Genomic DNA, 20,277 nt, shown 5'->3' with positions numbered 1-20,277 from the left:
AAGCAGTGGGTTCCCCTGCCGCACCATCAGGAGGACGTACCGTGCACCGCCGGCACAACGGGTTGAAGACCGCCGTACTCCTCGGAGGCCTGTCCGCCCTCATCCTCGTCATCGGCAGCTTCTTCGGCCGTACGGGGCTCATCGTCGGGCTCGTCATCGCCCTGGGGACCAACGCGTACGCGTACTGGAACAGCGACAAGCTGGCCCTGCGCGCGATGCGCGCCCGCCCGGTGAGCGAATTCGAGGCGCCCGCGCTGTACCGGATGGTGCGCGAGCTCTCCACGCAGGCGCGTCAGCCCATGCCGCGCCTGTACATCTCTCCTACGGAGGCGCCGAACGCGTTCGCGACGGGCCGCAATCCGCGCAACGCCGCAGTGTGCTGCACCGAAGGAATCCTGCGCCTCCTGGACGAGCGCGAGCTGCGCGGTGTCATCGGGCACGAGCTGAGCCACGTCTACAACCGCGACATCCTGATCTCCTCGGTCGCCGGAGCCCTCGCCTCCGTGATCATGTTCCTGGTCAACTTCGCGTGGCTGATCCCGGTCGGCCGCTCGAACGACGACGACGGACCCGGCATCTTCGGAATGCTCCTGGTCATGATCCTGGGGCCGCTCGCCGCGTCCCTGATCCAGCTCGCCATCAGCCGCTCCCGCGAGTACGAGGCCGATGCCTCGGGCGCCCAGCTGACCGGTGACCCGCTGGCCCTGGCGAGCGCCCTGCGCAAGCTCGAGGCGGGCACGAAGCAGCTGCCCCTGCCGCCCGAGCCGCGCATCGAGACGGCGAGCCACATGATGATCGCCAACCCCTTCCGTCCCGGCCAGGGAATGTCGAAGATGTTCTCCACGCACCCGCCGATGGCGGAGCGCATTTCCCGGCTCGAGCAGATGGCAGGTCGCCAACAGTGAAGACAATCCTCAACGTCATCTGGCTGATCCTGAGCGGCTTCTGGCTGTTCCTCGGCTACGTTCTGGCCGGTGTCCTGCTGTGCATCACCATCATCGGGATCCCCTTCGGCATCGCCTCCTTCAGGATCGGCGTCTACGCCCTGTGGCCCTTCGGGAAGACGACGGTCGAGCGCAGGGACGCGGGCGCGCCCTCCTGCGTCGGCAACGTCCTGTGGCTGATCCTCGCGGGCTGGTGGCTGGCCCTGGCGCACATCGTCACGGGCCTCGCCCTGTGTGTGACGATCATCGGCATCCCGTTCGGTATCGCCAACTTCAAGATGATCCCGATCTCGCTGCTGCCGCTCGGCCGCGAAATCGTGCCTACGGACCAGCCGTTCGCGAGGCGCTAGACCGAGCCGCCTGTGCTGCCGTGCGCACCACGCGCGCGTAGCCGGACCACGTAGGCGAGCACCCCCAGGGCGATCACACCCGCCCCCGCCGTAACGGACGACACGGGCAGCGCGCACGCCAGTGCCAGGCACCCCGCGGCCCCGAGCGCCGGCAGTGCCCGCGCGCGTACCGCGGAACTCAGCGTCCACGCAGAGGCATTGGCGATCGCGTAGTACACCAGCACGCCGAACGACGAGAACCCGATCGCCCCGCGTACGTCGCTGAAGGCCGCCACGACGGCCACCACGGTCCCCACTGTGAACTCGGCCCGCCGCGGCACCTGGAAGCGCGGGTGCACGGCCGCCAGGGCGCCCGGCAGGTGCCGGTCCCGCGCCATCGCGAGCGTCGTCCGGGACACCCCCAGGATCAGCGCCAGCAGCGACCCGAGCGCCGCCACCGCCGCCCCCGCGCGCACCACCGGCACGAGGCCGTCGCCGCCCGCAGCCCGCATGGCGTCGGCCAGCGGGGCCGGGGCCCTCGCGAGCCCGTCCACGCCGAGCACGGCGACGGCGGCGGCGCCCACGGCGGCGTACACGACCAAGGTGATGCCGAGCGCCATGGGGATGGCCCGCGGAATGGTGCGCGCCGGGTCCCGCACCTCCTCGCCGAGCGTCGCCACGCGCGCGTACCCGGCGAACGCGAAGAACAGCAGCCCGGCGCCGCTCAGCACGCCGCTCACGCCTTCGGAGAGCCCGGGAGCGAGCCGCCCGCCCTCCGCGCTCCCTGAGCCCGCACACGCCACCACGACAGCTGTCAGCACGGCGAGCACGACCGCGACGACGATCCGGGTCAGCCAGGCGGACTTCTGCACCCCGAAGCAGTTCACGGCAGTCAGTGCCACGACCGCCGCGACCGCCACCGCGTGCGCCTGTCCCGGCCACACGTACGTCCCCACGGTCAGTGCCATCGCCGCGCACGAGGCCGACTTGCCGACGACGAACGCCCAGCCCGCCAGATACCCCCAGAACGGCCCGAGCCGCTCCCGCCCGTACACGTACGTGCCTCCGGACAAGGGGTACACGGCCGCGAGCCGCGCCGACGACATCGCGTTGCAGTAGGCCACCACAGCCGCCACCGCGAGTGCGTACAACACCCCTGTACCGGCCGCCCGCGCCGCGGGCCCGAGCGCCGCGAAGACGCCCGCCCCGATCATCGAACCGAGACCGACGACCACGGCGTCCCGCACACCCAGCGCCCTGCGAAGGGGAGTTCCCGACTGTGTCATGCGCCGCACACTAAAGGGCTCGTGCAACCACACCGTGCCTACCTGTCGTCCTCCTGGGCAGCAGGGAGCCAGGGCGACGACGCACTCGGCGACCCGGCAAGAACGACGCAACAAGGCGCTGCAGCAAGGCAGTACGCGCCACAGCACTACAGAGGGGCAGAACGCGGCATGGGCATCATCGGCTGGATCATCCTTGGACTGCTGGCCGGTGCCATCGCCAAGTTCCTGTTGCCCGGCCGGGACCCGGGCGGCTTGATCGGCACCACTCTGATCGGCGTCGCGGGTTCCTTCATCGGCGGCTGGATATCGTCCCGCTGGCTGGACCGCCCCATATCGACGGAATTCTACGACGGCGCGACCTGGATCGCCGCGATCGGTGGCGCCCTCGTCCTCCTGATCGCCTACCGCATCTTCTTCGGCGACTCGCGCAGTCGCCGCTGAGCCGCAGCCGGCAGCAAGGAGGGGCGGCACCCGTCGGGTGCCGCCCCTTCGCTACGTAGGCCGCTGTGAAGCGTCCCTGTAGGCAGTCCGGTGTCCGGTCCTACCGGTAGTTCACGAACTGCAGCGCGAAGTCGAAGTCCTTGCCCTTGAGCAACTGCTGGACGGCCTGAAGGTCGTCACGGCTCTTCGAGCTGACGCGCAGCTCATCGCCCTGCACCTGCGCCTTGACGCCCTTCGGGCCCTCGTCGCGGATCGTCTTCGCGACCTTCTTGGCGTTGTCCTGGGAGATGCCCTCCTCGATGGAGGCGAAGATCTTGTACTCCTTGCCGGAGAGCTGCGGCTCGCCCGCGTCCAGCGACTTCAGCGAGATCCCGCGCTTGACCAGCTTGGTCTGGAAGATGTCGAGGATGGCCTTGACCCGCTCCTCACCGTTGGCCTCCATCAGGATCTTCTCGCCTGACCAGGAGATGGATGCGCCCACGTTCTTGAAGTCGTAGCGCTGCGAGATCTCCTTGGCGGCCTGGTTGAGTGCGTTGTCGACCTCCTGCTGCTCGACCTTCGAGACGATGTCGAAACTGGAGTCGGCCATGTCCTGTGGCTCCTTGTATCGGGGGTGGATCGGGTACTGGTCGGGTTCCGACCGGGTTCTGCTCGGGCTGCGCGCCGCGGAAGTCGCGCCGAGAGCAGCCTAGCCACCGTGCCGCGCCCGGCCGCCGATCAATCGGGTGGCGAAGCACCCCTGTGCATCAGGTATTGTTTACGTCGTTGCCAACGAGCACCGCCGCAAAGCGGGGCCCGGGGCAGCGAACCCAAGGCGGTGTGCCCGAGCGGCCAAAGGGAGCAGACTGTAAATCTGCCGGCTCAGCCTTCCCAGGTTCGAATCCTGGCGCCGCCACAAGGTTGATAAGAGACCCTGTGACCAGCTAAAACAGCTGGTCACAGGGTCTCTTTTTTTGCCCTCCCGGCAGGGCGGGACTGTCTCACTCTCTCTCGGTTTCGAACGCTCCGTCTCAGAGTGTGTGGACGGGGCGTGGACGGGATTCTCGGGCCTTCAGCCTCGCCCGTTCAGCCGGGCGGAGATCTTGGCGTTCGCCGCCTCGTCTCCGTCGCTGAGGAACTTCGCGTACACCCGGAACAGCACCGCGACGCTGTGTCCCGCCCGCTTGGCCACGAGCTGAGGCTCCACGCCGGAGCTGAGCCACGTGGAGACCGCAGCGTGACGAAGGTCATACGGGCGCTTCGCGAGTGTCGAGGCTCGCTGAGCGGGCGTGAGAGCCCGCCTACGGGCCTCCGCCCAGACCTCCCCGTATCCGGTGTCCTGGATCAGCCCGCCCCGGCTCGTACGGAACAGGCGACCATCGGGCGCGGTGCCGTACGCCGTGACGTGCCAGCGCAGTAGCGCGACGAGCTCCGGTGGGATGGGGACGGCCCGCATCGCCTTCCGCGGGCGGTGCTTCAGGCCTCGCTTGTCGTGAGCCTCGCCGCTGTCCGTCCACGCGGACCCCGAGCGCGGACGCGTCTCGCGTAGCCGCAGGGTTCCCCACCCTCGGCGCGGAAGGTCGCAGTCCTGTCCCCGCAGTCCGATGACTTCGGCCGGCCGCGCCGCCCCGTAGTAGATGCACCCGAAGAACGCCACGAGTCGGCGCCCTCGCGGGCTCTGCTCGCGTACAGCGGTCAGGAGCGCTGCGCCCTGCTCGGGGTCCGGCACACAGTCCGGGTCCACCTCCTCCTCAACCTGCTCCGGCAGCTTCCAGCGGACCTGGGGGAGCGGGTTGTCGTTCAAAAGCCCCGCGTCGACCGCATAGACGAGCGCGTTGTGGAAGATCGCGCGCTTACGGCGGATGGAAGACGCAGCGGCGGTCGTACCGTCCAGCTTCTTCGTGAGGGCGTCCAAGGCGGTCCGCACCTGCATTCGGTCGGCGAGAGCCGAAGTGGGGAGAGACTTCCGCTCGAACCAGGCGAGCGTCTTGGCGACTTCCGCCGGCGGTTCCTCGTCCCATCGGTTCTTGTTGAACGCCCAGCTATAGAGAGCCGTGCGGACGGCGTGAACGTCGGGCATCCCCCTCGTGTCCTTGACCAGCGCGGGCGTGACGCTCGCCATGGCTTCGGCGAGCGTCCGCCGCGTGGAGCCGGGGGCGTGGGTCCACTTCATCTCGATGTACCGGCGGGCGTGCTCGTACCAACTGATGTCCCGGTCCTTGGCAACCAGCGATTTGGGGAGCCCGCTGGACACCTCGAAAGGCTCGCCCTCGCGGGCCGCCGTGATGAGCTGGGCACGTCGGCTCTCTGCGAGGCCCAGAGTCAGGAACGACTCGGAGTGCGGCTTGGAGCCGACCTTCCAACGGAGCTGGAACGGCTTCCGATAGTCGCGCTTTCGGATCGCCCAGACCCGCACGGTGTAGCTCCACTCCACTACGCAGCCTCCATCGCGTTGAGAAAGTTGTCCAAGTCGCTGCGCCAGACGCGCAGATGCCCGTTCGGAAGGCGGTGGGCTTCGGGGCCCAAGCCGCGATTGCGCCAGCGGTACCAGGCGGCGCGACTGATCCCGATCTCGTCCAAGACGACGCCCAGGGGAAGTAGTTCGTCGGCGGACTTGCGCTTGCGAGGCGTGGTCATACGCGGGTCTCCTCTGCGAACTCGGGACCGTACGGAGAGAGGGCCTGTGCCGCAGAAACCGCAGAATCCGCAAAAAGGTGGGTGCGGGCGGTCTGAGCTGCGGCGTTGGGGGTGTGGGGGTGGGTGCCGCAAAAATCGCGGGAATCGCCGCAGAAATGGGCGGTGGGGCCGGGCCCGTGCTGGGGCCCGGCGGGGGTGCTGATTTGTGCGGCGGTTTCTCGGGTTTTTGCGGCGGCGGGGCGCGTGGGGCGTCGCCGCAGGTGGGTGGGGGTGGGTTCGGGTTTCTGCGGATTTTGCGGTTTCTGCGTAAGGGCCCCTGCGCGGGAGCGGGTGCGTGGGCTCATGCCTTGGCCTCCCGCACGGCGGGGTGGATGAGGTAGCGCGGGGCCGGTGGGCGTCCGCGTTTGCCCGTGCGGGGCGGGGTCTCGCTGCGCAGGTAGCCGTGCTCCTCCAGGAGCGCCACGGTGGGCTCCAGGTCGGCGACGGTGGGGAACTCTGAGCGGGAGACCTTGGCGAACAGGTCGCGACGGGTCACGCTCGCCCATCCGTTGTCCTCGATGACGGTCAGGAGGCTGCGGGCGTGGGCGAGGGTGGCGTCGGCGCCCATGAGGTCGAAGACGGTCAGGGCGTGGGCGGCGAAGTAGTCGCCCACCTCGACCGCAGCGCTCATGGTGTCGGCGGCGATCGGCTTGGTGTAGCCGGTCTCCAGGTGCTCGCCAAGGTGCAGCAGGCCCGCGATGCGGGCGGTGGCGCCCACGAGCTTGCTCGCCCACTCCGTGACGTGGCCCAACCGGCCGACCCTGGCCCGGAGCTGCGGCTCCACGCGCTCGTTGTACTCGCCCAGCACCGCGTCAGCCTCGGGGGTGAGGCGCAGGACGGCGGGGTCGGTCCACTCGGCGAGCGAGAGCGTGAGGGCGGTGACGGTGCGCTCGTAGCGCTCGGCGACGTGCTCGGGGACCTGGTCGGGGTTGGACTTGCGGTAGCCGACCAGGGACTCCGGCAGCGCGTACAGGAAGCGAGCGAGCAGCCCGCGGCCGTCCATGACGCGGTTTTGCCCGATGTCCTTGAGTACGGAGGGCTGCACCGCCAATCCCATGGTCAGGGCGGGGGATTCGATGCTCTCGGCGCGGGTGCGCCGGTCCACGCGCAGCCAGTCCCCGGCGTGGCCCTTGAGGAAGACCTCCATGTTGGGGGTGCCGGAGTAGCGGCCCGCGATGATGTCGAAGATGCCGCCCTCGGCGGACATGACCGAGAGCCGTCCGCCCTGCTCGCTCATGAGCGTGGTGACGGTCTCCGGGGTGGAGTCGTCGGCCAGCAGCCGGGGCTCGTTGGGGACTTCGAGGCTGTCGGCTGCCTGCGCGAGCGCGATGGCCTCGGCAGTGAGCCCGTCGCGCTCCATGCCCTCGGCCTTGGCGGCCTGAGTGGCGGCCTTGTCGGCGGCCTCACGGGCCATCTTGGCGGTCACCTCGGCCTCGGCGATGCGCCCGGAGGCAGAGGACACGAGCAGCTTCTCCGCGGACCGCAGCGGGGCCGTGAGGGCGGAGAAGACCGCGGACTTGCGGTTGCCGGGCGGCAGCGCGACGACGGTGAACAGGTTGGTGGGCTCGCGCCACCTGCCGCGCAGCTGCACGATGACGCGCCCGCCAGCCGCCGTGGCGAGCACCGCGAGAGCGAGTGTCCCGGCGAGGTCGGCCGGGGTCTGCGTCTCCTCGGCGACGGCGTCCACGAACTCGCGCAGCCACGTGGGAAATACGTGGCTGGGGAAGGGCGGAAGCTGCGGCTGTGTGGTGAGCGGGATCGGCTCGCCCCACGTGCCCGGCAAAGCCTCGGCGCTCGCCGCGAGGGCCTCGCGCAGGTCCTCGGGAGTGGCGTCCGGAGTCATCCCGGCCTGGACGAGGCGGGTGCCCGCTTCGATGCTGTGACGGCGCTGCGCGTGGCCGTGCACGATCTCCGCGTAGTAGGCGGCGTTCGCGGCGGAGGGCACGGCGCCCACGAGGGTGTGGAGGTAGGCGCGGCCACCGACGCGGGGCAGGTCTCCGGTCTGTTCGAGGTGGTGCCCGAGCGTGATCGGGTCGACCGCGTGTCCTTGGCCGTTCAGGTCGAGGATCGCGCGGTGGATGGTCTCGTGGGCGGGCCGGTAGTGGTCGGCGGGCTCCATGAGCGCGGACACTTCGGCGATGACGTCGGGGGCGAGCATGAGGGCGCCGACGACGGCCTGTTCGGCCTCCACGTCGTTGGGCGGGACGCGGGTGAAGTCGTCGTCAGAGGCGGTGCGGTCGCGCATCGGCAGCACGCGGGCGTGCTGTCCGTGCGCGGGCTCAGGTGTCATGCTGGGATCTCTCCTTGTTCTGTTGGAGGGACGGGAGAATCCGGGCGGGCGCGGCTTGTGGTGAGAGGCGCTCGCCCGGCCTTATTTCAGGGGCCCGGGGGACTTCGAGAATCCACGCAGCGGCGGGTTTCCGGAGGCCGGGAGTTCGGGTGTAGATAGCGCGGCTCGCAGGCCGGAGCGGCCCTTCGAAAGGCGAGCGCGAAGCGCAGCAAGCTGTAGCTTCCGAAACTCTTGGGCCGCCAGCAGCGGCCCAAGAGTTTCGAAGCGGCCCGGCACTCGCCCCAGGGGTGGCGAGGTGCCGGCGGGTCCTTGCCCTCGTGGAGGGACGGCAGAATCCGGGCGGTCGTGGCCGTGTGGTGAGAGGCGCCCGCCCGGCCGGAGCTACTCGTCGTCGGGGACGCGGTATCCGAGCGGTCCGAACGCGCTGTGTGCACGGTCGAGATGCTCGGTGAGCGTCTGGGCGATGAGCGCTGCGGAGGCGAGCGCGGACCGGGCCTCGCCGATGTGCTCGTCGGGGTCTCCGTGGTCGGCCGTGACGTTGCCGGTCTTGCCGAGCCGGTCCACGAAGGTGGAGAGCTGGTCGAAGGCCTGCGGGAGGCGCTGGGTGAGTGTCTTGAGCGAGGCGACCACGTCGTACGCGTCGCTCGGGTAGGTCAGTTCGCCCTTGAGGAGCTGGGTGGCGTGGTTGAGGCTGCGGACCGCTTCAGCGGCCCGGTCTGCCAGGGCGGCGGGGGTCAGGTGCGTGGTCATGCAACGTCCTCCTCGGAAGCGTGCAGGGTGGGGTGTTGGCGGTGTGGGAACAGGTCGATGACCGGTGCCAGCGGCGCGGTGGGCTCGGGGAGCGGCTGGGGCTCGCCGGGTCCGCCCGGCCCGATCGGCGCCGGGGCGCACTGGTTCAGGGCCGCGGCGAGCGCGTCGTCGGCGCGGCGGGCGCGGGCGTGGCCGGTGAAGGCGATCGCGGCGAACAGGGCGCCCGGTGTGGCGAGCGCGGCCGCGGCGATGAGGTCGGCGTTCACGCGGTCTCCCGCCCCACGATGTCCAGAAGCTCCGGCAGCGTGCCGCCCAGGGCGGCGAGTCGGTCGCGGATCGCATTCCAGGACGCGGTGTCGATGCTCATGAGCGCGGCCACGGTGGCGGACACGTCGCCACGGGCGTGCGCTTCGAGGGCGGCGCGCAGTTCGCCCGCGGCCATCAGGGTCGGGTGCTGGGACACGGCAGACTCCTCACAACTGTTGGACGGCCTTGATGACTGCGGTGGCGAGTTGGGTGATGGGCCCGGCCGCGCCGGTGGAGGCGAGGAAGAAGCCGAAGCCGCAGGCGATGAACGCGCTGCCGTAGCCGAGCGTGTGACTGCGCAGCAGGAAGAACAGGACCAGGCCGAACAGGGCGACCAGGGAGACGGTCAGAGCCATGTCGGCTCTCCTTTCGAGACGTTGAGGGTGGAGCCGAGCGCGACGCGGGACGGGTGTCAGCGGGTGCCGTCGCGGTGGATGCCGAGCCAGAGGTTGTAGAGATGCCGACCGAGCCGGATGCGCTTGCCGGTGGCCTTGCAGTGGCGGCAGTCCTTGCCGCGCTTCATGCGGCCTTTGCGGTCGGTCTTGATGTCGTGGCCCATGCCGTCGCAGCGCGGGCAGTCACGGAACGGGACCGCCACACACGCCGCGATGTAACACAACGTGACAGCGGCTATGAAGGTGATAGCGAGCAGGGTGGAGCTCATGACGGGCCCTCCCAGGCGGTTTCCAGGGGTTTTCGCAGGTGGGCCGCTATCCGCTAGCAGCCTGATCAGAGCTGGTTTGGGGCGCTAGCGGGGCCGCTAACGTTAGCGGGGTGTGCCGCTAGCGCTAGCGGCCCCAAACGGTCAGCCCGCGTCCCGCTTTCCGTCACGCTCCGCAATCACGGTGGTGATGTGGGAGCGGTCGATGCCGCGCCGGTTGACGACCTTGCCGTCCACGCGGCGGCCCACCTGGATGGTGGTGATGCCGTGCGGCTTGAGCGCGGCGGCGAGGGCGTCGGGCTCCCAGCCGTCGTAGACCTCCGGGCGCAGCTCCGCGAGCCGCGCGACGACCGTCTCGGACCACGCCTTGGCTTCCTTGGCGGGGACCACGGCGAGCAGGTCGTACGCGCTCGCGGTGGGCTCTGGTTCCTGGCCCAGCGCGTATCCGGCGAGGGTGCCGGCCGCCTCGCGTGCCGCGCGGGCCCGCAGCGCGAGACGTTCGGCCGTGGGTGCGTCGACGTAGACGCTGTGGATGATGCGGGCGTCCGAGCCGTCGCCGACGAAGTAGGCGATGCCCTTGTCCGCCCAGGCGAACATCGTGGCGCGCACGCCCCGCTTGTGGGCGGAGGTGCCCAGCACCATGTCGTTGGCGGTGTGGTCCATCACCTTCATGCACAGCCGCACGCCCGCGTTGGCGGAGATGCCGGTGGGCAGCGACTTCGCGTCCGGGCGCTGGGTGGCCAGCATCAGAACGATCCCGGTCGCGGGACCGCGCTTGACCAGGTCGGTGCAGATTTCCTCGAACTCTTTGCCGTACTTGTCGTGCTCGAACCACACCTGGCACTCATCCACGGTCACGACGATCGGGTGCAGCCCCAGCGACGGCTTGGAGGCAAGGTCGCTGGTCACCTTGGACTCCGGGCAGATGTCCCGGGGCAGCGAGCGGATCACCTTCGCGCGGCGCCGCAGCTCGCCGCGGACCTCGCGCATGTCGGCAATCGCGTACTCGATGTCCTCGGCTTCCTCACCGGCCCGGTGCCGGTAGGAGACCTGGTCGCCGACGGGGTCGAGGTCGCCGGTGCCCTTGAGGTCGTAAGTGTGCAGCTCCGCACGCGGATCGAGCGCGGCGATCAGGGCGAACAGGCGCAGTAGGAACGTCTTGCCCATGCGCGGGATCGCACCGATGATCGCCGCGATGTACATGAAGGTCAGGCCGACCCAGCGCCCGCGCTGGTCGGTGGAGAAGTCGACCGGCTTGAACAGGTCGACCGTGCCCGCCTTCAGCAACGGCCAGGCCGGTTGCTGCGACCTGTTCATGTCCTGGTCGCCCACCCACAGGACCAGGCGGCCGGTGTGCTCGTCGGCCACCGCCTCCGGCCACACGCAGCCCAGCGGGCGACGCAGACCGGAGGCGAGCCGGTCGCGGCGCTCGATGATGTCGGTGACCGTGACCCCGTAGGGGAGGTTGCCCTCCGCGCGCCAGCCGGGCCCGTCGCGGGTGATGGGGGCGGTGAACTCGAATCCGTCCCGGCCCTTGGCCTGTGCCTGGTTGATCGAGGGGATGCCCAGCGAGCCGAGCGCCCTCAGCACGATGTCGCTGGTCAGCTTGACCGCGGTCGGCATCTCCACCGCCCGCTGAATCACCGGGTCATCGGCCCGCCGGCCGTTGAAGCCGAGCGCCATGACCAGCGCGGACACCGACACGGCCTGAAGCCAGTCGGGGGCGAGCACGTACATGGCGAGCGCCGTGCCGAGCCCGACGAACATCGCGAGCACGGTGACCAGCGTGCGCAGCCGTACGCGGCCGTCGCGCTGACGGGACAGCTTCAGGTACTCGGCCGCGTCCTCGCGGCGCACGGCGGAGAGGCGGACGGGCTCGCCTTCGCGGTCGGCGACCCACCGCATGGTGGAGCCGACGAACTTCGCGGCCCCCGTGGGCGCCTGGAGCGTGAGGCGCAGGGCGTAGACCGGGGAGCGCAGCGCGTGATACCCGGCCGAATGCAGATAGTGCCTGGCCACCCACGTGGTGGCGGTCTTCAACTCCGCGATCGAGCGCAGCCATACGGGGATGACCTCACGCCGCTTGGCGTTCATGAGGCGGCCCAGGTAGCCGGGGCCTGTGGCGCGGGTGGGCTGGTCGACCATCACGGTCGTGTCCGGGTCGGCCTCGGGCTCCGGCTCGCTCGGGGCCTCGGTGGTGGTGTCGGTCCGGGCCGATCGGGCCTTGTCGAGATCGACCACGTTCCCGCTCGTGTGGTCGTCCTCGGTGGTCATTTCGGCTTCGAGCCGGGCAAACAGTTCACGGTCGTCGTCGGGGTGCTTCACTGGGCTTCCTTCCACTTCCGGGTGTGAGGGATGGCGGGCCCGATCGCGTGCTGTGAGAGGTGAGCGATCGGGCCCGTGCCGCTTCAAGCGGCTTGAGATTGGGGAAATGCGCAGGTCACGCACATGCCGAGCGAGGTCGGAATGCAGTAGCCGTAGGTGAGCCCGCAGACCGGGCAGGTGCGGCGGGCGAGCATCGCCAGCGCGAGTGCACCCCACTTGCGCGAGGTCATCGGCCGTACCGGCTTCGCCAGGTCGATGCGGTAGAGGTAGGCGACCAGGGCGCCCGACTTCCGGCCCCGGTGACGCAGCATCAACTGCGCGCACACCGGCTGACCGCCCGGCCGCAGCCCCTTCGCACGGAGCTGCCGACGAGTGGCCAACCCATCCGGCGCGTAGCGCCACGGGTAGGTCGGTATCCCGTAGCGGCGCCCGGTGGGGTCGTAGCACTTGCTGTAGGCGGTGCCCATCACGCGGCCAACCGCTCGTCGCGGAGGTCCTGCAGACGGGCACTGACCCAGCCCACCGACCAACCCGTCCGGTCCGCGATGACGCGCACCGAGTCACCCGCGGCGTGTCCGTCGTGGACTGCGCTGAGTGCGTCGGCCTCGTTCATCTTGTGCGCTGCCGGGGTGTTCACCGGACGCGGTGACGAGGACGCCTTGGGCCGTGCAGCGCGTTCACGAGCAGCGGCCTCAGCGCGTTCACGAGCCTCGCGTTCACGCTGTTCACGCTCGGCCCGCTCCTGCTGTTCATGGCGCTCACGGGCGGCCCGCTCGCGCTCCTCGCGCTGGAACTCGTACTGGCGTTGCTCGCGCCGTTCCTGCTCCTGCCGTTCGGCTTCCTCACGGCGGGTCCGTTCCTCGTGTTCGCGCTGCTCACGGCGTTCTGCGGCTTCCCGTTCGGCCCGCTGGTTTTCGAGGTGTTCGGTGTGCTCGCGCTTCTCGCGCTCAGCGCGTTCACGGGCTTCGCGTTCGCGTTCACGCTCCTCGCGGGCGGCCTGTTCACGGGCCTGCCGTTCGGAGCGTTCACGCTCGGTCTGTTCTGCCTGTTCACGAGCGATCTCGTCGAGGCGTCGGGTGATCGCGCGGCGGTAGGCGAGACCCGCTTCACCGGTCGCGATGAGCAGCACCGGGGCGGTGAGGTGAACACCCACGCCGACCAGATTGCCGCTCAGTGCGGAGTCGCCGATGTTGAGTGCGACGGTCATCAAACCGGTGAGCCAGCGCAGGATGGCCGGCCACTTCCCGGCGTCTCCGCCGAGTCGTGCCACCGTGGAGTCCAGGCGGATCACGATGACGACGGCGGAGTCGACGACGAGCGGCAGGATCGGCGCCGTCCAGCCCCACCCGTCGGGTGTCACGCGCTCGACGAGCGGCGTGACGGTCAGGACGCTGAAGAGGATCGCGCCGAAGGTGATGGTCCAGGTGCCCAGGCTCAGGGTGCGTTCCGCGCCCGCGATCTGTTTGGGCGTCATCGCAGCGACCTTCATGCCGCCACCGCCTCAACGATCGATACGGGGTTGACCAGGCCGGTCAGCTCCGCGATCTCATCGCCGGTCAGGACCGTGCGCTCATCCATGGCGTGGGCCATGGTGCGGATCTCGCGCCACAGGTAGCCGACCTTGCGGCGGGCCATGCCGCGCACCATCGACCAGGACTTGCCGCCCTCGGGAACGTGGTCCGCGCTGATGGCGAAGCCGTACTCGGTGAGGGTGTCGATGGCCTGCTCACGGTCGTGCACGGCGGCACAGGCCGCGGCCCGCTCCGGCGTCCACAGCCCGTAGGCCATCAGGTAGTTGACGTGGGCGACCTGCCCGGCGGCGCCCATCGCGGCGAAGCGCCACGGCGGGGTGTTGTTCGCCTGCCACGCGGTGTTGCCGGTCACCGCCCACTTGCCCTCGCTGGGCTCCCAGGCGATCACCTCACTGGTGTGCACGGTCATGCCGTAGGCCATGGCGAGCACGGCATGTCCGGCCTCGTGGAAGGCCATCCCCATCCGGGCCTGCTCATAGGTGAGCGGCATGTCCAGGAACGGGCGCGGATTGCCCCTGTGATCGGCCAGAACCTCGGGGGCCGGAGCGTTGGCCATCATGCCGCCGCTCCCTTCCGGATGCGGTTCCGGCGGACGGCCGGCCGCTTCAGCGGCACGACGTTGAACAGGTCCGGGGCGTGCTCCTCGATGGCCTGGGCGGCGACGCGGATCGCGTCGTCCGGGAAGCCGGGGTTCTCGGCGAGGATGTCGCGGGCCGCGTCCAGCCGCGCCGCGCGTTCCCCGCAGGTCACGCAGAGCCTGTCGCCCTGAGCACGGTTCTTGCAGGGCGTGCACTCCTCGGTGGGCTCGCCGTCGACTCCGAGCCACAGCTCAATGGGAGTGCCGAGGGCCAGTTCCACAAAGTCGATGTCGCTCACGGCCTGGTGGCCGCCGATGTACGTACGCATGGCGTGCTCCTGATGTTGGAGGGACGGAGAAAGGACCGGGCCGCTCGCGGTGCCTTGGTGAGAGGCGAGCGGCCCGTCGACCTCAGCCGCGGCGCGGCGAGGCGGTTCCCCGGAGCGGATTCGATCCGCCACCGTCGCGGCTGGTCCGGGGCCCGCAGCGCCGTAGCGCTGCGAAGGGATGCGCTGTACCGCGCATGGGGCAGAACCCGTGCGCGCCCGCCCCTCGGGTTTGTGAGGTGGGGCGGGATTCCCTCAGAACTCCCTGTTGAGTTGTCAAAGATCTGTCGCTTCCTTCGAGCCCGTTTCACGGAGCCCTCCGGGCGTTCATGCAGGTCAAGCAGATTGCGCACGCCAGTTGGGAGGCCTTCCGAACTCCCTGCTGGCACGTCACAGCATGTACTAGCACGTGACATCGCGCAAGAGTGCCGCGCAATGAACGTGCTAGGTCGTGCTAGTGGGTACGCTCGAAGGCGTGACGATCGCTGAGGACGACCCCAGACAGCCCTACGAGCAGGCAGCCGAGACCCTGAGTCGTGAGATCAGGGATGGAGTCATCAAGCCCGGCCACAAGGTGGGCTCCGTGCGGGATTTGGCGGACCGCTTTCGCATCTCGCCGACTACCGTGCAAAAGGCCCTCGGTGTCCTTCGCGAGGAGGGACTCGTGACCACGACCGGGCGCGGCAGCTATGCCCGAGACCCGAAGCAGGTCGCCGAGGCCAGTGCGGCCGGCGTCAGCCCGGACCTCTCCGAAGTCCTGCGCCAACTCGAACATGTCACCTCCCAGCTCTCGGAACTTCGCGGCCGAGTCGAGAAGCTGGAAGCGAGTCGCCCCGGCCGCGCTGTTGAGAACAAGTAGGCCCGATTCCGCGCCGGTTGACAGTGGACAGGGGTTAACACCCCCTCTGTGTTACCTGTTAACTCCCCACGTCAGCGGTGTTATTGGGCAACATGGAGTCCGCAGCACCGTCTGACGTTGGGGAAGCGATGGAAACGAAGCTGAAGGCCGCCCGCCGTGATCGTGGGTGGACGCAAGCTGAGCTGATGGGCTCGTTGGAGGATGCCGCGGTCCGCCTCGGCATCGAACTTCCGTCACGTACCAGCTTGAAGACGCAGCTCTCCATGTTCGAGAACGGGCGTCGCACGCCCGGTCCCGATTACCAAAGTCTCTTCTGTGAGGTCTACGAAGCGACGCGCAAGGATCTCGGGTTCGCGCTGGAAACTGCCCCGTCGCAGCTCGATGCCTTGCCCAAGCTGCCGAGTCCGCGCGGCCCAGCCCCTGCGGCGACCCCGGAAGTCCTCGGCTACCTCAAGTCCGTATTCGTGCAGCACGCCCAGGCGGAGCCGCTGGTCGGACCCAGGTTTCTCGTCCCTCCGGTGCTCAGTCAGGTGCCCCTCATTGAGCAGCTGTGCAGGGACGCCACGGGCCCCACACGGGGCGATGTCCTCCGCGTAGGGCTGAGGTACACGGAGTTCCTGGGATGGCTCTACCAGGACTCGGGCGACTCGGAAGAGGCGATGCTGTGGACGAACCGAGCTCTCGACTACGCCTACGAACTCGATAACCCGACCCTGAGCGCGTACGTCTTCCAGCGACGAGCGAACATCGCTACGGAGGCCGGCCGCGCGGGCTACGCCCAAGGCCTGGTCAATGCCGCGCTGAACTACTCGGGCCGGATCCCGACGCAGATCGAGGCCGTCGCCTTACGAGCCCGAGCCAACGCGCACGCCGAGCTGGGCAACGCCAGCGAGGCCGCGCGAGCACTCGACGAGGCGCGCGTTCTGGCGGACAAGCCCCCTGGCGACGATGACGGCCTCGCGCCGTACGTGTCGGTCGAGTACATCGACATGGAAGCGGCCAATTGCGCCATCGCGCTCAATCGGTCCGAGGATGCGGTGAAGACGCTGGAGGAGAGCCTCACGCGGTGGCCCGCCCAACAGCAGCGCGACCGGGGCCTCTGTCTCGCTCGGCTCGCCACGGCGTACGCGCAGAACGAGGACCTGGAAGGCGCGGCCAACGCGGGCATGCAGGCGGTGTCTATCGCGCAGGCCACCGGATCAGCGAGGATCTTGGCAGAGTTGACCCGACTGCAAACGCACCTGGTGCCGTTCAAGAAGCTCGTGGAGATTGCTGAACTCAACCGGGCCGTGGGCAGTATGAAGGGGACCTGACGAGACCAGAGGAGAGCTGTGAGCCTGCTTCCCACGATCACAACCACTGACGTCCAGGAACAGGAACCGCGAGTCGCCATCTTGCCGATCGGCTCGTACGAGCAGCACGGCGCGTACCTGCCGCTCGTCACGGACACGGCCATCGCGTGCATCATCGCCCGCGAGATCGCTGCCGCGTACCCGGTGCTCCAGCTCCCGCCCGTCTCGATCGCGTGCAGCCACGAGCACGGCACGTGGCCGGGCACGGTGAGTATCAGCGCGCGGACGCTGCACGCCGTGGTCAATGACATCGCCGCGTCCCTCGAAGCGCAGGGCGTCCGCAAGCTCGCGCTCGTCAACGCCCACGGTGGCAATTACGTGCTCTCGAACATCGTCCAGGAAGCCAACCTCACCGAACCGCGGATGACGCTCTTCCCGCAGGGCCGAGAGTGGAACAGGTCCCGCGAGCGCGCCGGCCTGGTGTCCGACGCTCACGGCGACATGCACGCGGGTGAGATCGAGACGTCCATCCTGCTCCACGCAGAACCGTCCCTCGTGCGCGAGGGGTACGAGACTGCCGACCATGACGGCGGCGAGCGGGCGTTCCTTCTGACGCATGGAATGAAGGCGTACACGGAAACCGGCGTCATCGGTTTCCCGTCTTACGCTACAGCCGCTAAGGGCAAGGCCGTATTGGCGAGCCTCGTAGAAGATTTCTCAGCGCACTTGGGCGCGCTCCACGAGCGTTAAGAGCCGCTTGTTCTGTTCGACGGATTCAAGGCTGGCTTGCAGGCAGCGGAGGAAACGGGCCCCATCTGATAGTTGCTGGGGAATTGTTCTGTGCGCCATCAAAGATGACTGTACCGCCGGTGACCTCAGCCCCGTCATAAGTGACCGTGGCACCCAAGAAAACTGCTCTGCTGAAATTGACTGTGGAGCCAGAAAACTTCACCGCTTCGAAGCTGACCATGCCGTCGAGGAACTGTGCCATGCTGAAGTTTATCTCGCCGCAGGCGAAATCTGACCAATTGAAGTAGACGTTACCGTCAGAGAAATATGCCGCGCCGAAGTTGACGATGGCCCCTGAGAAGACCGCCCTGTCGAATGTGACTCTGGATCCGGCGAAGGCGGCTGTGCCGAAGCTGACCGTGGCGTCGGAGAACTGCGCGCCGTCGAAGCTGACCGCGCCGTCGAGGAACCGTGTGCTGTTGAAATTAACCGTGGCGCCCGAGAAGTTTGCCGCGTCGAAGGTAACGCGACCACCGGAGACGCGGGCCCTGGTGAAGTAAACGCTTCCGCCGGAGAAATCAGCCCCGCCGAAGTTGACGATTGCTCCGGAGAATTTTGCCTTGGTGAAATGGGCCACGGGGCCGGAGAATTTCGTCGCGCTGAAGTTCACGGCGCCGCCTGAGAATTCGGCTCTGCCGAAGTTGACTAGGGAGCCGGTGAAATCAGCTGTGCTGAAATTGACCGTGTCGCCGGTGAAACTCGCTCTGTAGAAGTTGACCGTGCCGCCGGAAAACTTTGCTCCGTAGAAGTCGCCGCCATCGAAAGTGGCACCGGTGAAATCCAGGTCAAGACCGCACCAGGTTGTGGGCGACGTGGGGTCAAGGAGGTGGTCTCGAATGGTCCGGATAATAGTGAGGCGTACCTCCCGCTCCCCCTGTTTGAACCCATCTTCAGCAGTATCGGTCTCGTAGGGCATGCGCAGGTAGGCGCACAACACGTCGATGCACACCTGCCGCTGTTCCACCCAGTCATCGGCGAGACGCGCCATCGCGTACACCCCAGCAAGTCGCACTGCAGCCTGTTCGTGGCCGAGCTGCTCGGCCGCGGTGGTGTACCGCTCGGCGAGCTGGCCGGCGTCCGCGCGATGAGATTCGCCTTCAGCAAGGAGTTGCTTGCGGTAGGCGTACAGGCCTGCAAGAACGGCTCCGACGAGCGTGAGTACGGTGACGGTGGTCTTGATGACGTCCTGGACGTCGACCGGCTTCTTGCCCGTGTTCTCGGCCGTGAGGAGCGAGTCTGCTCCCTGGTACAGGCCGTAGGCGAGTGCGCCGACCACGATCAGGGTGGCGGGCGCGACAAGCCACACCGGCCACAGGTTCGGGGTGTGGCGTCCCTGCGGCTTCTGTCGACGCTTGAAGAGGGTGGGCACACCTCGATAATGGTTCGGCTGAGCAGCACGTGAGGGAGAGTTGATAACTCCGTAACCAAGGATCCCGGTGCTGGCAGCGAGCTCTCTCTCGTCAACGCCCACGGCGGCAGTTGCGACGCTCTTCCCGCAGGGCCGCGCGTGGAACCGCGCCGCAAGGTGGCCGGCCTCGCTTCTGACTCGCACGCCGATATACGTGCGGGAGGAATCGGGCCTTAGGGGTTGGGTTAGAACGGCGGCTCATCTTTAACTTCGAGCACAGCTTGGGCGGCGTCGGCGTCTCCATTTTTAACGAGCGCATCGGCCATTTTCTCATGATTCCCCCATGGGATACCGTGAAGTATCTTCGGCTTAAAAGATGCCTCCAAAGGATGTGCATTCAAAGCCTCAAGGCCATCTCTCAAGCTATGGGGGCCGCCTTTGGCGATCCCGCCCAAGATTTTATCGCTGTCGGGAAAGTCTCGATTCGTGTGGAATTGTTCAGCGATTTTGATTGACTCGGTTGTGGGGAATCGCTCTGAACCTACGAATCCGAGGAGAGAGTCAGCGTCATTGTTCAGGGACGCGGCCCTGAGCAGCGTAGCGGCCTTCTTGATTCCCGGAGCCTCTTGGGTGCACGCCAAGACCTTGAGGTAGACGGTCGCTAGGTTGGGTACCTCGGCGAGCCTCAATCCCACCACAATGGCGGGTGCGGATTGAGTGTCGTGATGTGTAGCGACACTCTTCAAAAGTTTTCCGACTGTGAGGTCATTGTCGGTTGTGCCCCATGGGGGCTCCGTCGGCTCCCATGGATTCCCTTCTGGGGGTGGGAAGTCTGCATTTAGAACCCTGATTGTGCGAATGGTCGTCTGGGTGTCGTCCTGGGCGGCTCGATCCATGAATTCTGAGATCGACATCTTGGCCGTTAGCATTGGCCGGATGACGCTCGTAATCCACGTGTCGGTGGGCGAGTCCCTGTTCCCTTCGACTAATTCGACGAGGTCGTACATTTGTGCGTGCAGTAGTGCCCCGACAGGCCAACGCTCAAGGGTGCGACTTCCTTCTATGGATGGCGCGGATGAAACCTGCTGAGGGTCATGTCTTTTGAATGCTGCGGTTACTCTTTCGCGCCAGACGCCCGCATCTACTTCCTGGTGTGGTAGCGGGGTTCCGTTCAATCGGGCGATCTCGGCGAGGGCTTCCACGATTGCCAGGACTTGGGTGAGGTTCGCTGGCCGCTTCCCGGAGAGTTTTTCCTGGACGGTGGATCTCGCCATTACTGTCCGGCCTTGCTTGGCTAGTAGGCGTTCGATCTCGCGGAAGGAAGGGCTCCCGGCCCGCACCCGAAGTTCCTGCAAGCGTGCGGCCACGCTCATCTAGTCGCTCCTGTCTGCGATCGTCCGGTGCCATCCGGCAGCGTCCGAGTCTGTCTGGCAGCGTCCGACAGACGGTGTCGCACCTTAGGTCATCTGCGCATTAACTGTCCGGGCTTCAATGCTTTTCGCCGGATCTACTGCTGGCTTCGCGGCGGACAGGTTCCCTGCTCACCCAGCTGCTCGGTAATGGGCGG

The 20,277-nt window shown here is 67.8% G+C and carries 23 protein-coding genes and 1 tRNA gene; 7 read left to right on the top strand and 17 right to left on the bottom strand.

Annotation, left to right across the window (positions count from 1 at the left end; translation table 11 throughout):
* Positions 1-41: 41 nt before the first annotated feature.
* Both htpX and ACFYWS_RS07420 read left to right on the top strand, forming a co-directional pair.
* Positions 42-905, top strand: a complete 864-nt coding sequence (gene htpX / locus ACFYWS_RS07425) for a zinc metalloprotease HtpX (protein WP_389270698.1) — start codon at positions 42-44, stop codon at positions 903-905.
* Positions 902-1,294 (top strand): YccF domain-containing protein, encoded by a 393-nt coding sequence (locus ACFYWS_RS07420; protein WP_389270695.1) that lies wholly within the window; start codon positions 902-904, stop codon positions 1,292-1,294. Before htpX ends, ACFYWS_RS07420 begins: the two co-directional genes overlap by 4 nt.
* On the opposite strand, the gene ACFYWS_RS07415 is transcribed toward ACFYWS_RS07420, so the two are convergent.
* On the bottom strand, positions 1,291-2,559 hold the full coding sequence (locus ACFYWS_RS07415) for an APC family permease (protein WP_389270693.1): 1,269 nt from the start codon (positions 2,557-2,559) through the stop codon (positions 1,291-1,293). The two genes, ACFYWS_RS07420 and ACFYWS_RS07415, sit on opposite strands and share 4 nt — an antisense overlap.
* A gap of 168 nt (positions 2,560-2,727) precedes the next feature.
* Between ACFYWS_RS07415 and ACFYWS_RS07410 the strand changes: the two genes are divergently transcribed.
* The gene (locus ACFYWS_RS07410; RefSeq protein WP_389270690.1) at positions 2,728-3,000 is read left to right on the top strand and encodes a GlsB/YeaQ/YmgE family stress response membrane protein; all 273 of its coding nucleotides are present in this window, start codon (positions 2,728-2,730) and stop codon (positions 2,998-3,000) included.
* 100 nt (positions 3,001-3,100) lie between these two features.
* Here the strand turns inward: ACFYWS_RS07410 and ACFYWS_RS07405 are convergent, their stop codons facing one another.
* Positions 3,101-3,589, bottom strand: coding sequence for a YajQ family cyclic di-GMP-binding protein (locus tag ACFYWS_RS07405; protein WP_389270687.1), 489 nt, complete (start codon positions 3,587-3,589; stop codon positions 3,101-3,103).
* Between the two features lie 224 nt (positions 3,590-3,813).
* Here ACFYWS_RS07405 and ACFYWS_RS07400 point away from each other — a divergent pair.
* Positions 3,814-3,895: transfer RNA gene (locus ACFYWS_RS07400), tRNA-Tyr, on the top strand.
* A 156-nt stretch (positions 3,896-4,051) separates the two neighbouring features.
* On the opposite strand, the gene ACFYWS_RS07395 is transcribed toward ACFYWS_RS07400, so the two are convergent.
* The 13 genes from ACFYWS_RS07395 to ACFYWS_RS07335 all read right to left on the bottom strand — a co-directional run bounded on the left by ACFYWS_RS07395 (position 4,052) and on the right by ACFYWS_RS07335 (position 14,425).
* On the bottom strand, positions 4,052-5,413 hold the full coding sequence (locus tag ACFYWS_RS07395) for a tyrosine-type recombinase/integrase (RefSeq protein WP_389270684.1): 1,362 nt from the start codon (positions 5,411-5,413) through the stop codon (positions 4,052-4,054).
* On the bottom strand, positions 5,413-5,616 hold the full coding sequence (locus ACFYWS_RS07390; protein ID WP_389270682.1) for a helix-turn-helix transcriptional regulator: 204 nt from the start codon (positions 5,614-5,616) through the stop codon (positions 5,413-5,415). Before ACFYWS_RS07390 ends, ACFYWS_RS07395 begins: the two co-directional genes overlap by 1 nt.
* Before the next feature lie 340 nt (positions 5,617-5,956).
* Positions 5,957-7,945: a DUF3987 domain-containing protein gene (locus tag ACFYWS_RS07385; protein WP_389270679.1), complete on the bottom strand. Its 1,989-nt coding sequence runs from the start codon at positions 7,943-7,945 to the stop codon at positions 5,957-5,959.
* A gap of 381 nt (positions 7,946-8,326) precedes the next feature.
* Positions 8,327-8,695 (bottom strand): hypothetical protein, encoded by a 369-nt coding sequence (locus ACFYWS_RS07380; protein ID WP_389270676.1) that lies wholly within the window; start codon positions 8,693-8,695, stop codon positions 8,327-8,329.
* Positions 8,692-8,961: a hypothetical protein gene (locus tag ACFYWS_RS07375; RefSeq protein ID WP_389270673.1), complete on the bottom strand. Its 270-nt coding sequence runs from the start codon at positions 8,959-8,961 to the stop codon at positions 8,692-8,694. Before ACFYWS_RS07375 ends, ACFYWS_RS07380 begins: the two co-directional genes overlap by 4 nt.
* Complete coding sequence (locus ACFYWS_RS07370) at positions 8,958-9,158, bottom strand: hypothetical protein (protein WP_389270670.1); 201 nt, start codon at positions 9,156-9,158, stop codon at positions 8,958-8,960. The genes ACFYWS_RS07375 and ACFYWS_RS07370 overlap by 4 nt, the downstream gene beginning before the upstream one ends.
* Positions 9,159-9,168: 10 nt before the next feature.
* A complete protein-coding gene (locus ACFYWS_RS07365; RefSeq protein ID WP_389270666.1) occupies positions 9,169-9,357 on the bottom strand; it encodes a hypothetical protein in 189 nt (62 codons plus the stop codon).
* A 56-nt stretch (positions 9,358-9,413) separates the two neighbouring features.
* Positions 9,414-9,665, bottom strand: coding sequence for a hypothetical protein (locus ACFYWS_RS07360; RefSeq protein ID WP_389270663.1), 252 nt, complete (start codon positions 9,663-9,665; stop codon positions 9,414-9,416).
* A gap of 141 nt (positions 9,666-9,806) precedes the next feature.
* Positions 9,807-11,987, bottom strand: coding sequence for a cell division protein FtsK (locus ACFYWS_RS07355; RefSeq protein WP_389270660.1), 2,181 nt, complete (start codon positions 11,985-11,987; stop codon positions 9,807-9,809).
* Positions 11,988-12,070: 83 nt separating this feature from the next.
* On the bottom strand, positions 12,071-12,454 hold the full coding sequence (locus ACFYWS_RS07350; protein ID WP_389271750.1) for an RRQRL motif-containing zinc-binding protein: 384 nt from the start codon (positions 12,452-12,454) through the stop codon (positions 12,071-12,073).
* Positions 12,454-13,461: a DUF2637 domain-containing protein gene (locus ACFYWS_RS07345; protein WP_389270657.1), complete on the bottom strand. Its 1,008-nt coding sequence runs from the start codon at positions 13,459-13,461 to the stop codon at positions 12,454-12,456. Before ACFYWS_RS07345 ends, ACFYWS_RS07350 begins: the two co-directional genes overlap by 1 nt.
* An 11-nt stretch (positions 13,462-13,472) precedes the next feature.
* A complete protein-coding gene (locus ACFYWS_RS07340; RefSeq protein ID WP_389270654.1) occupies positions 13,473-14,078 on the bottom strand; it encodes a hypothetical protein in 606 nt (201 codons plus the stop codon).
* Positions 14,075-14,425 (bottom strand): hypothetical protein, encoded by a 351-nt coding sequence (locus ACFYWS_RS07335; protein WP_389270651.1) that lies wholly within the window; start codon positions 14,423-14,425, stop codon positions 14,075-14,077. Before ACFYWS_RS07335 ends, ACFYWS_RS07340 begins: the two co-directional genes overlap by 4 nt.
* 472 nt (positions 14,426-14,897) lie before the next feature.
* Between ACFYWS_RS07335 and ACFYWS_RS07330 the strand changes: the two genes are divergently transcribed.
* The 3 genes from ACFYWS_RS07330 (at position 14,898) to ACFYWS_RS07320 (ending at position 17,323) form a co-directional block, all read left to right on the top strand.
* Complete coding sequence (locus ACFYWS_RS07330; RefSeq protein WP_389270648.1) at positions 14,898-15,281, top strand: GntR family transcriptional regulator; 384 nt, start codon at positions 14,898-14,900, stop codon at positions 15,279-15,281.
* A gap of 128 nt (positions 15,282-15,409) precedes the next feature.
* A complete protein-coding gene (locus tag ACFYWS_RS07325) occupies positions 15,410-16,594 on the top strand; it encodes a hypothetical protein (RefSeq protein ID WP_389270645.1) in 1,185 nt (394 codons plus the stop codon).
* Positions 16,595-16,612: 18 nt separating this feature from the next.
* Positions 16,613-17,323 carry a creatininase family protein gene (locus ACFYWS_RS07320; RefSeq protein WP_389270641.1) on the top strand — a complete coding sequence of 237 codons (711 nt, stop codon included), beginning with the start codon at positions 16,613-16,615 and terminating at the stop codon, positions 17,321-17,323.
* A gap of 25 nt (positions 17,324-17,348) precedes the next feature.
* Here the strand turns inward: ACFYWS_RS07320 and ACFYWS_RS07315 are convergent, their stop codons facing one another.
* Together ACFYWS_RS07315 and ACFYWS_RS07310 are read right to left on the bottom strand one after the other, a co-directional pair.
* The gene (locus tag ACFYWS_RS07315) at positions 17,349-18,731 is read right to left on the bottom strand and encodes a pentapeptide repeat-containing protein (protein ID WP_389270639.1); all 1,383 of its coding nucleotides are present in this window, start codon (positions 18,729-18,731) and stop codon (positions 17,349-17,351) included.
* Positions 18,732-18,955: 224 nt separating this feature from the next.
* Complete coding sequence (locus ACFYWS_RS07310) at positions 18,956-20,083, bottom strand: hypothetical protein (RefSeq protein WP_389270636.1); 1,128 nt, start codon at positions 20,081-20,083, stop codon at positions 18,956-18,958.
* Between the last annotated feature and the right edge of the window lie 194 nt (positions 20,084-20,277).

This window comes from Streptomyces sp. NPDC002795 (genome assembly GCF_042888725.1).
Taxonomy (GTDB): Bacteria; Actinomycetota; Actinomycetes; order Streptomycetales; family Streptomycetaceae; genus Streptomyces.
Note: the sequence above shows the minus strand (reverse complement) of the source record. Positions and strands in the feature narration are given on the sequence as shown.

Bases quoted from the DNA above. Each gene is read 5' to 3' on its own strand.
- ACFYWS_RS07360 (WP_389270663.1), bottom strand. From the start codon at position 9,665: ATGAGCTCCACCCTGCTCGCTATCACCTTCATAGCCGCTGTCACGTTG.
- ACFYWS_RS07325 (WP_389270645.1), top strand. From the start codon at position 15,410: ATGGAAACGAAGCTGAAGGCCGCCCGCCGTGATCGTGGGTGGACGCAA.
- ACFYWS_RS07310 (WP_389270636.1), bottom strand. From the start codon at position 20,083: ATGAGCGTGGCCGCACGCTTGCAGGAACTTCGGGTGCGGGCCGGGAGC.
- ACFYWS_RS07410 (WP_389270690.1), top strand. From the start codon at position 2,728: ATGGGCATCATCGGCTGGATCATCCTTGGACTGCTGGCCGGTGCCATC.
- ACFYWS_RS07345 (WP_389270657.1), bottom strand. From the start codon at position 13,461: ATGACGCCCAAACAGATCGCGGGCGCGGAACGCACCCTGAGCCTGGGC.
- ACFYWS_RS07380 (WP_389270676.1), bottom strand. From the start codon at position 8,695: ATGACCACGCACCTGACCCCCGCCGCCCTGGCAGACCGGGCCGCTGAA.
- ACFYWS_RS07385 (WP_389270679.1), bottom strand. From the start codon at position 7,945: ATGACACCTGAGCCCGCGCACGGACAGCACGCCCGCGTGCTGCCGATG.
- ACFYWS_RS07415 (WP_389270693.1), bottom strand. From the start codon at position 2,559: ATGACACAGTCGGGAACTCCCCTTCGCAGGGCGCTGGGTGTGCGGGAC.
- ACFYWS_RS07365 (WP_389270666.1), bottom strand. From the start codon at position 9,357: ATGGCTCTGACCGTCTCCCTGGTCGCCCTGTTCGGCCTGGTCCTGTTC.
- ACFYWS_RS07335 (WP_389270651.1), bottom strand. From the start codon at position 14,425: ATGCGTACGTACATCGGCGGCCACCAGGCCGTGAGCGACATCGACTTT.
- ACFYWS_RS07340 (WP_389270654.1), bottom strand. From the start codon at position 14,078: ATGATGGCCAACGCTCCGGCCCCCGAGGTTCTGGCCGATCACAGGGGC.
- ACFYWS_RS07405 (WP_389270687.1), bottom strand. From the start codon at position 3,589: ATGGCCGACTCCAGTTTCGACATCGTCTCGAAGGTCGAGCAGCAGGAG.
- ACFYWS_RS07350 (WP_389271750.1), bottom strand. From the start codon at position 12,454: ATGGGCACCGCCTACAGCAAGTGCTACGACCCCACCGGGCGCCGCTAC.
- ACFYWS_RS07390 (WP_389270682.1), bottom strand. From the start codon at position 5,616: ATGACCACGCCTCGCAAGCGCAAGTCCGCCGACGAACTACTTCCCCTG.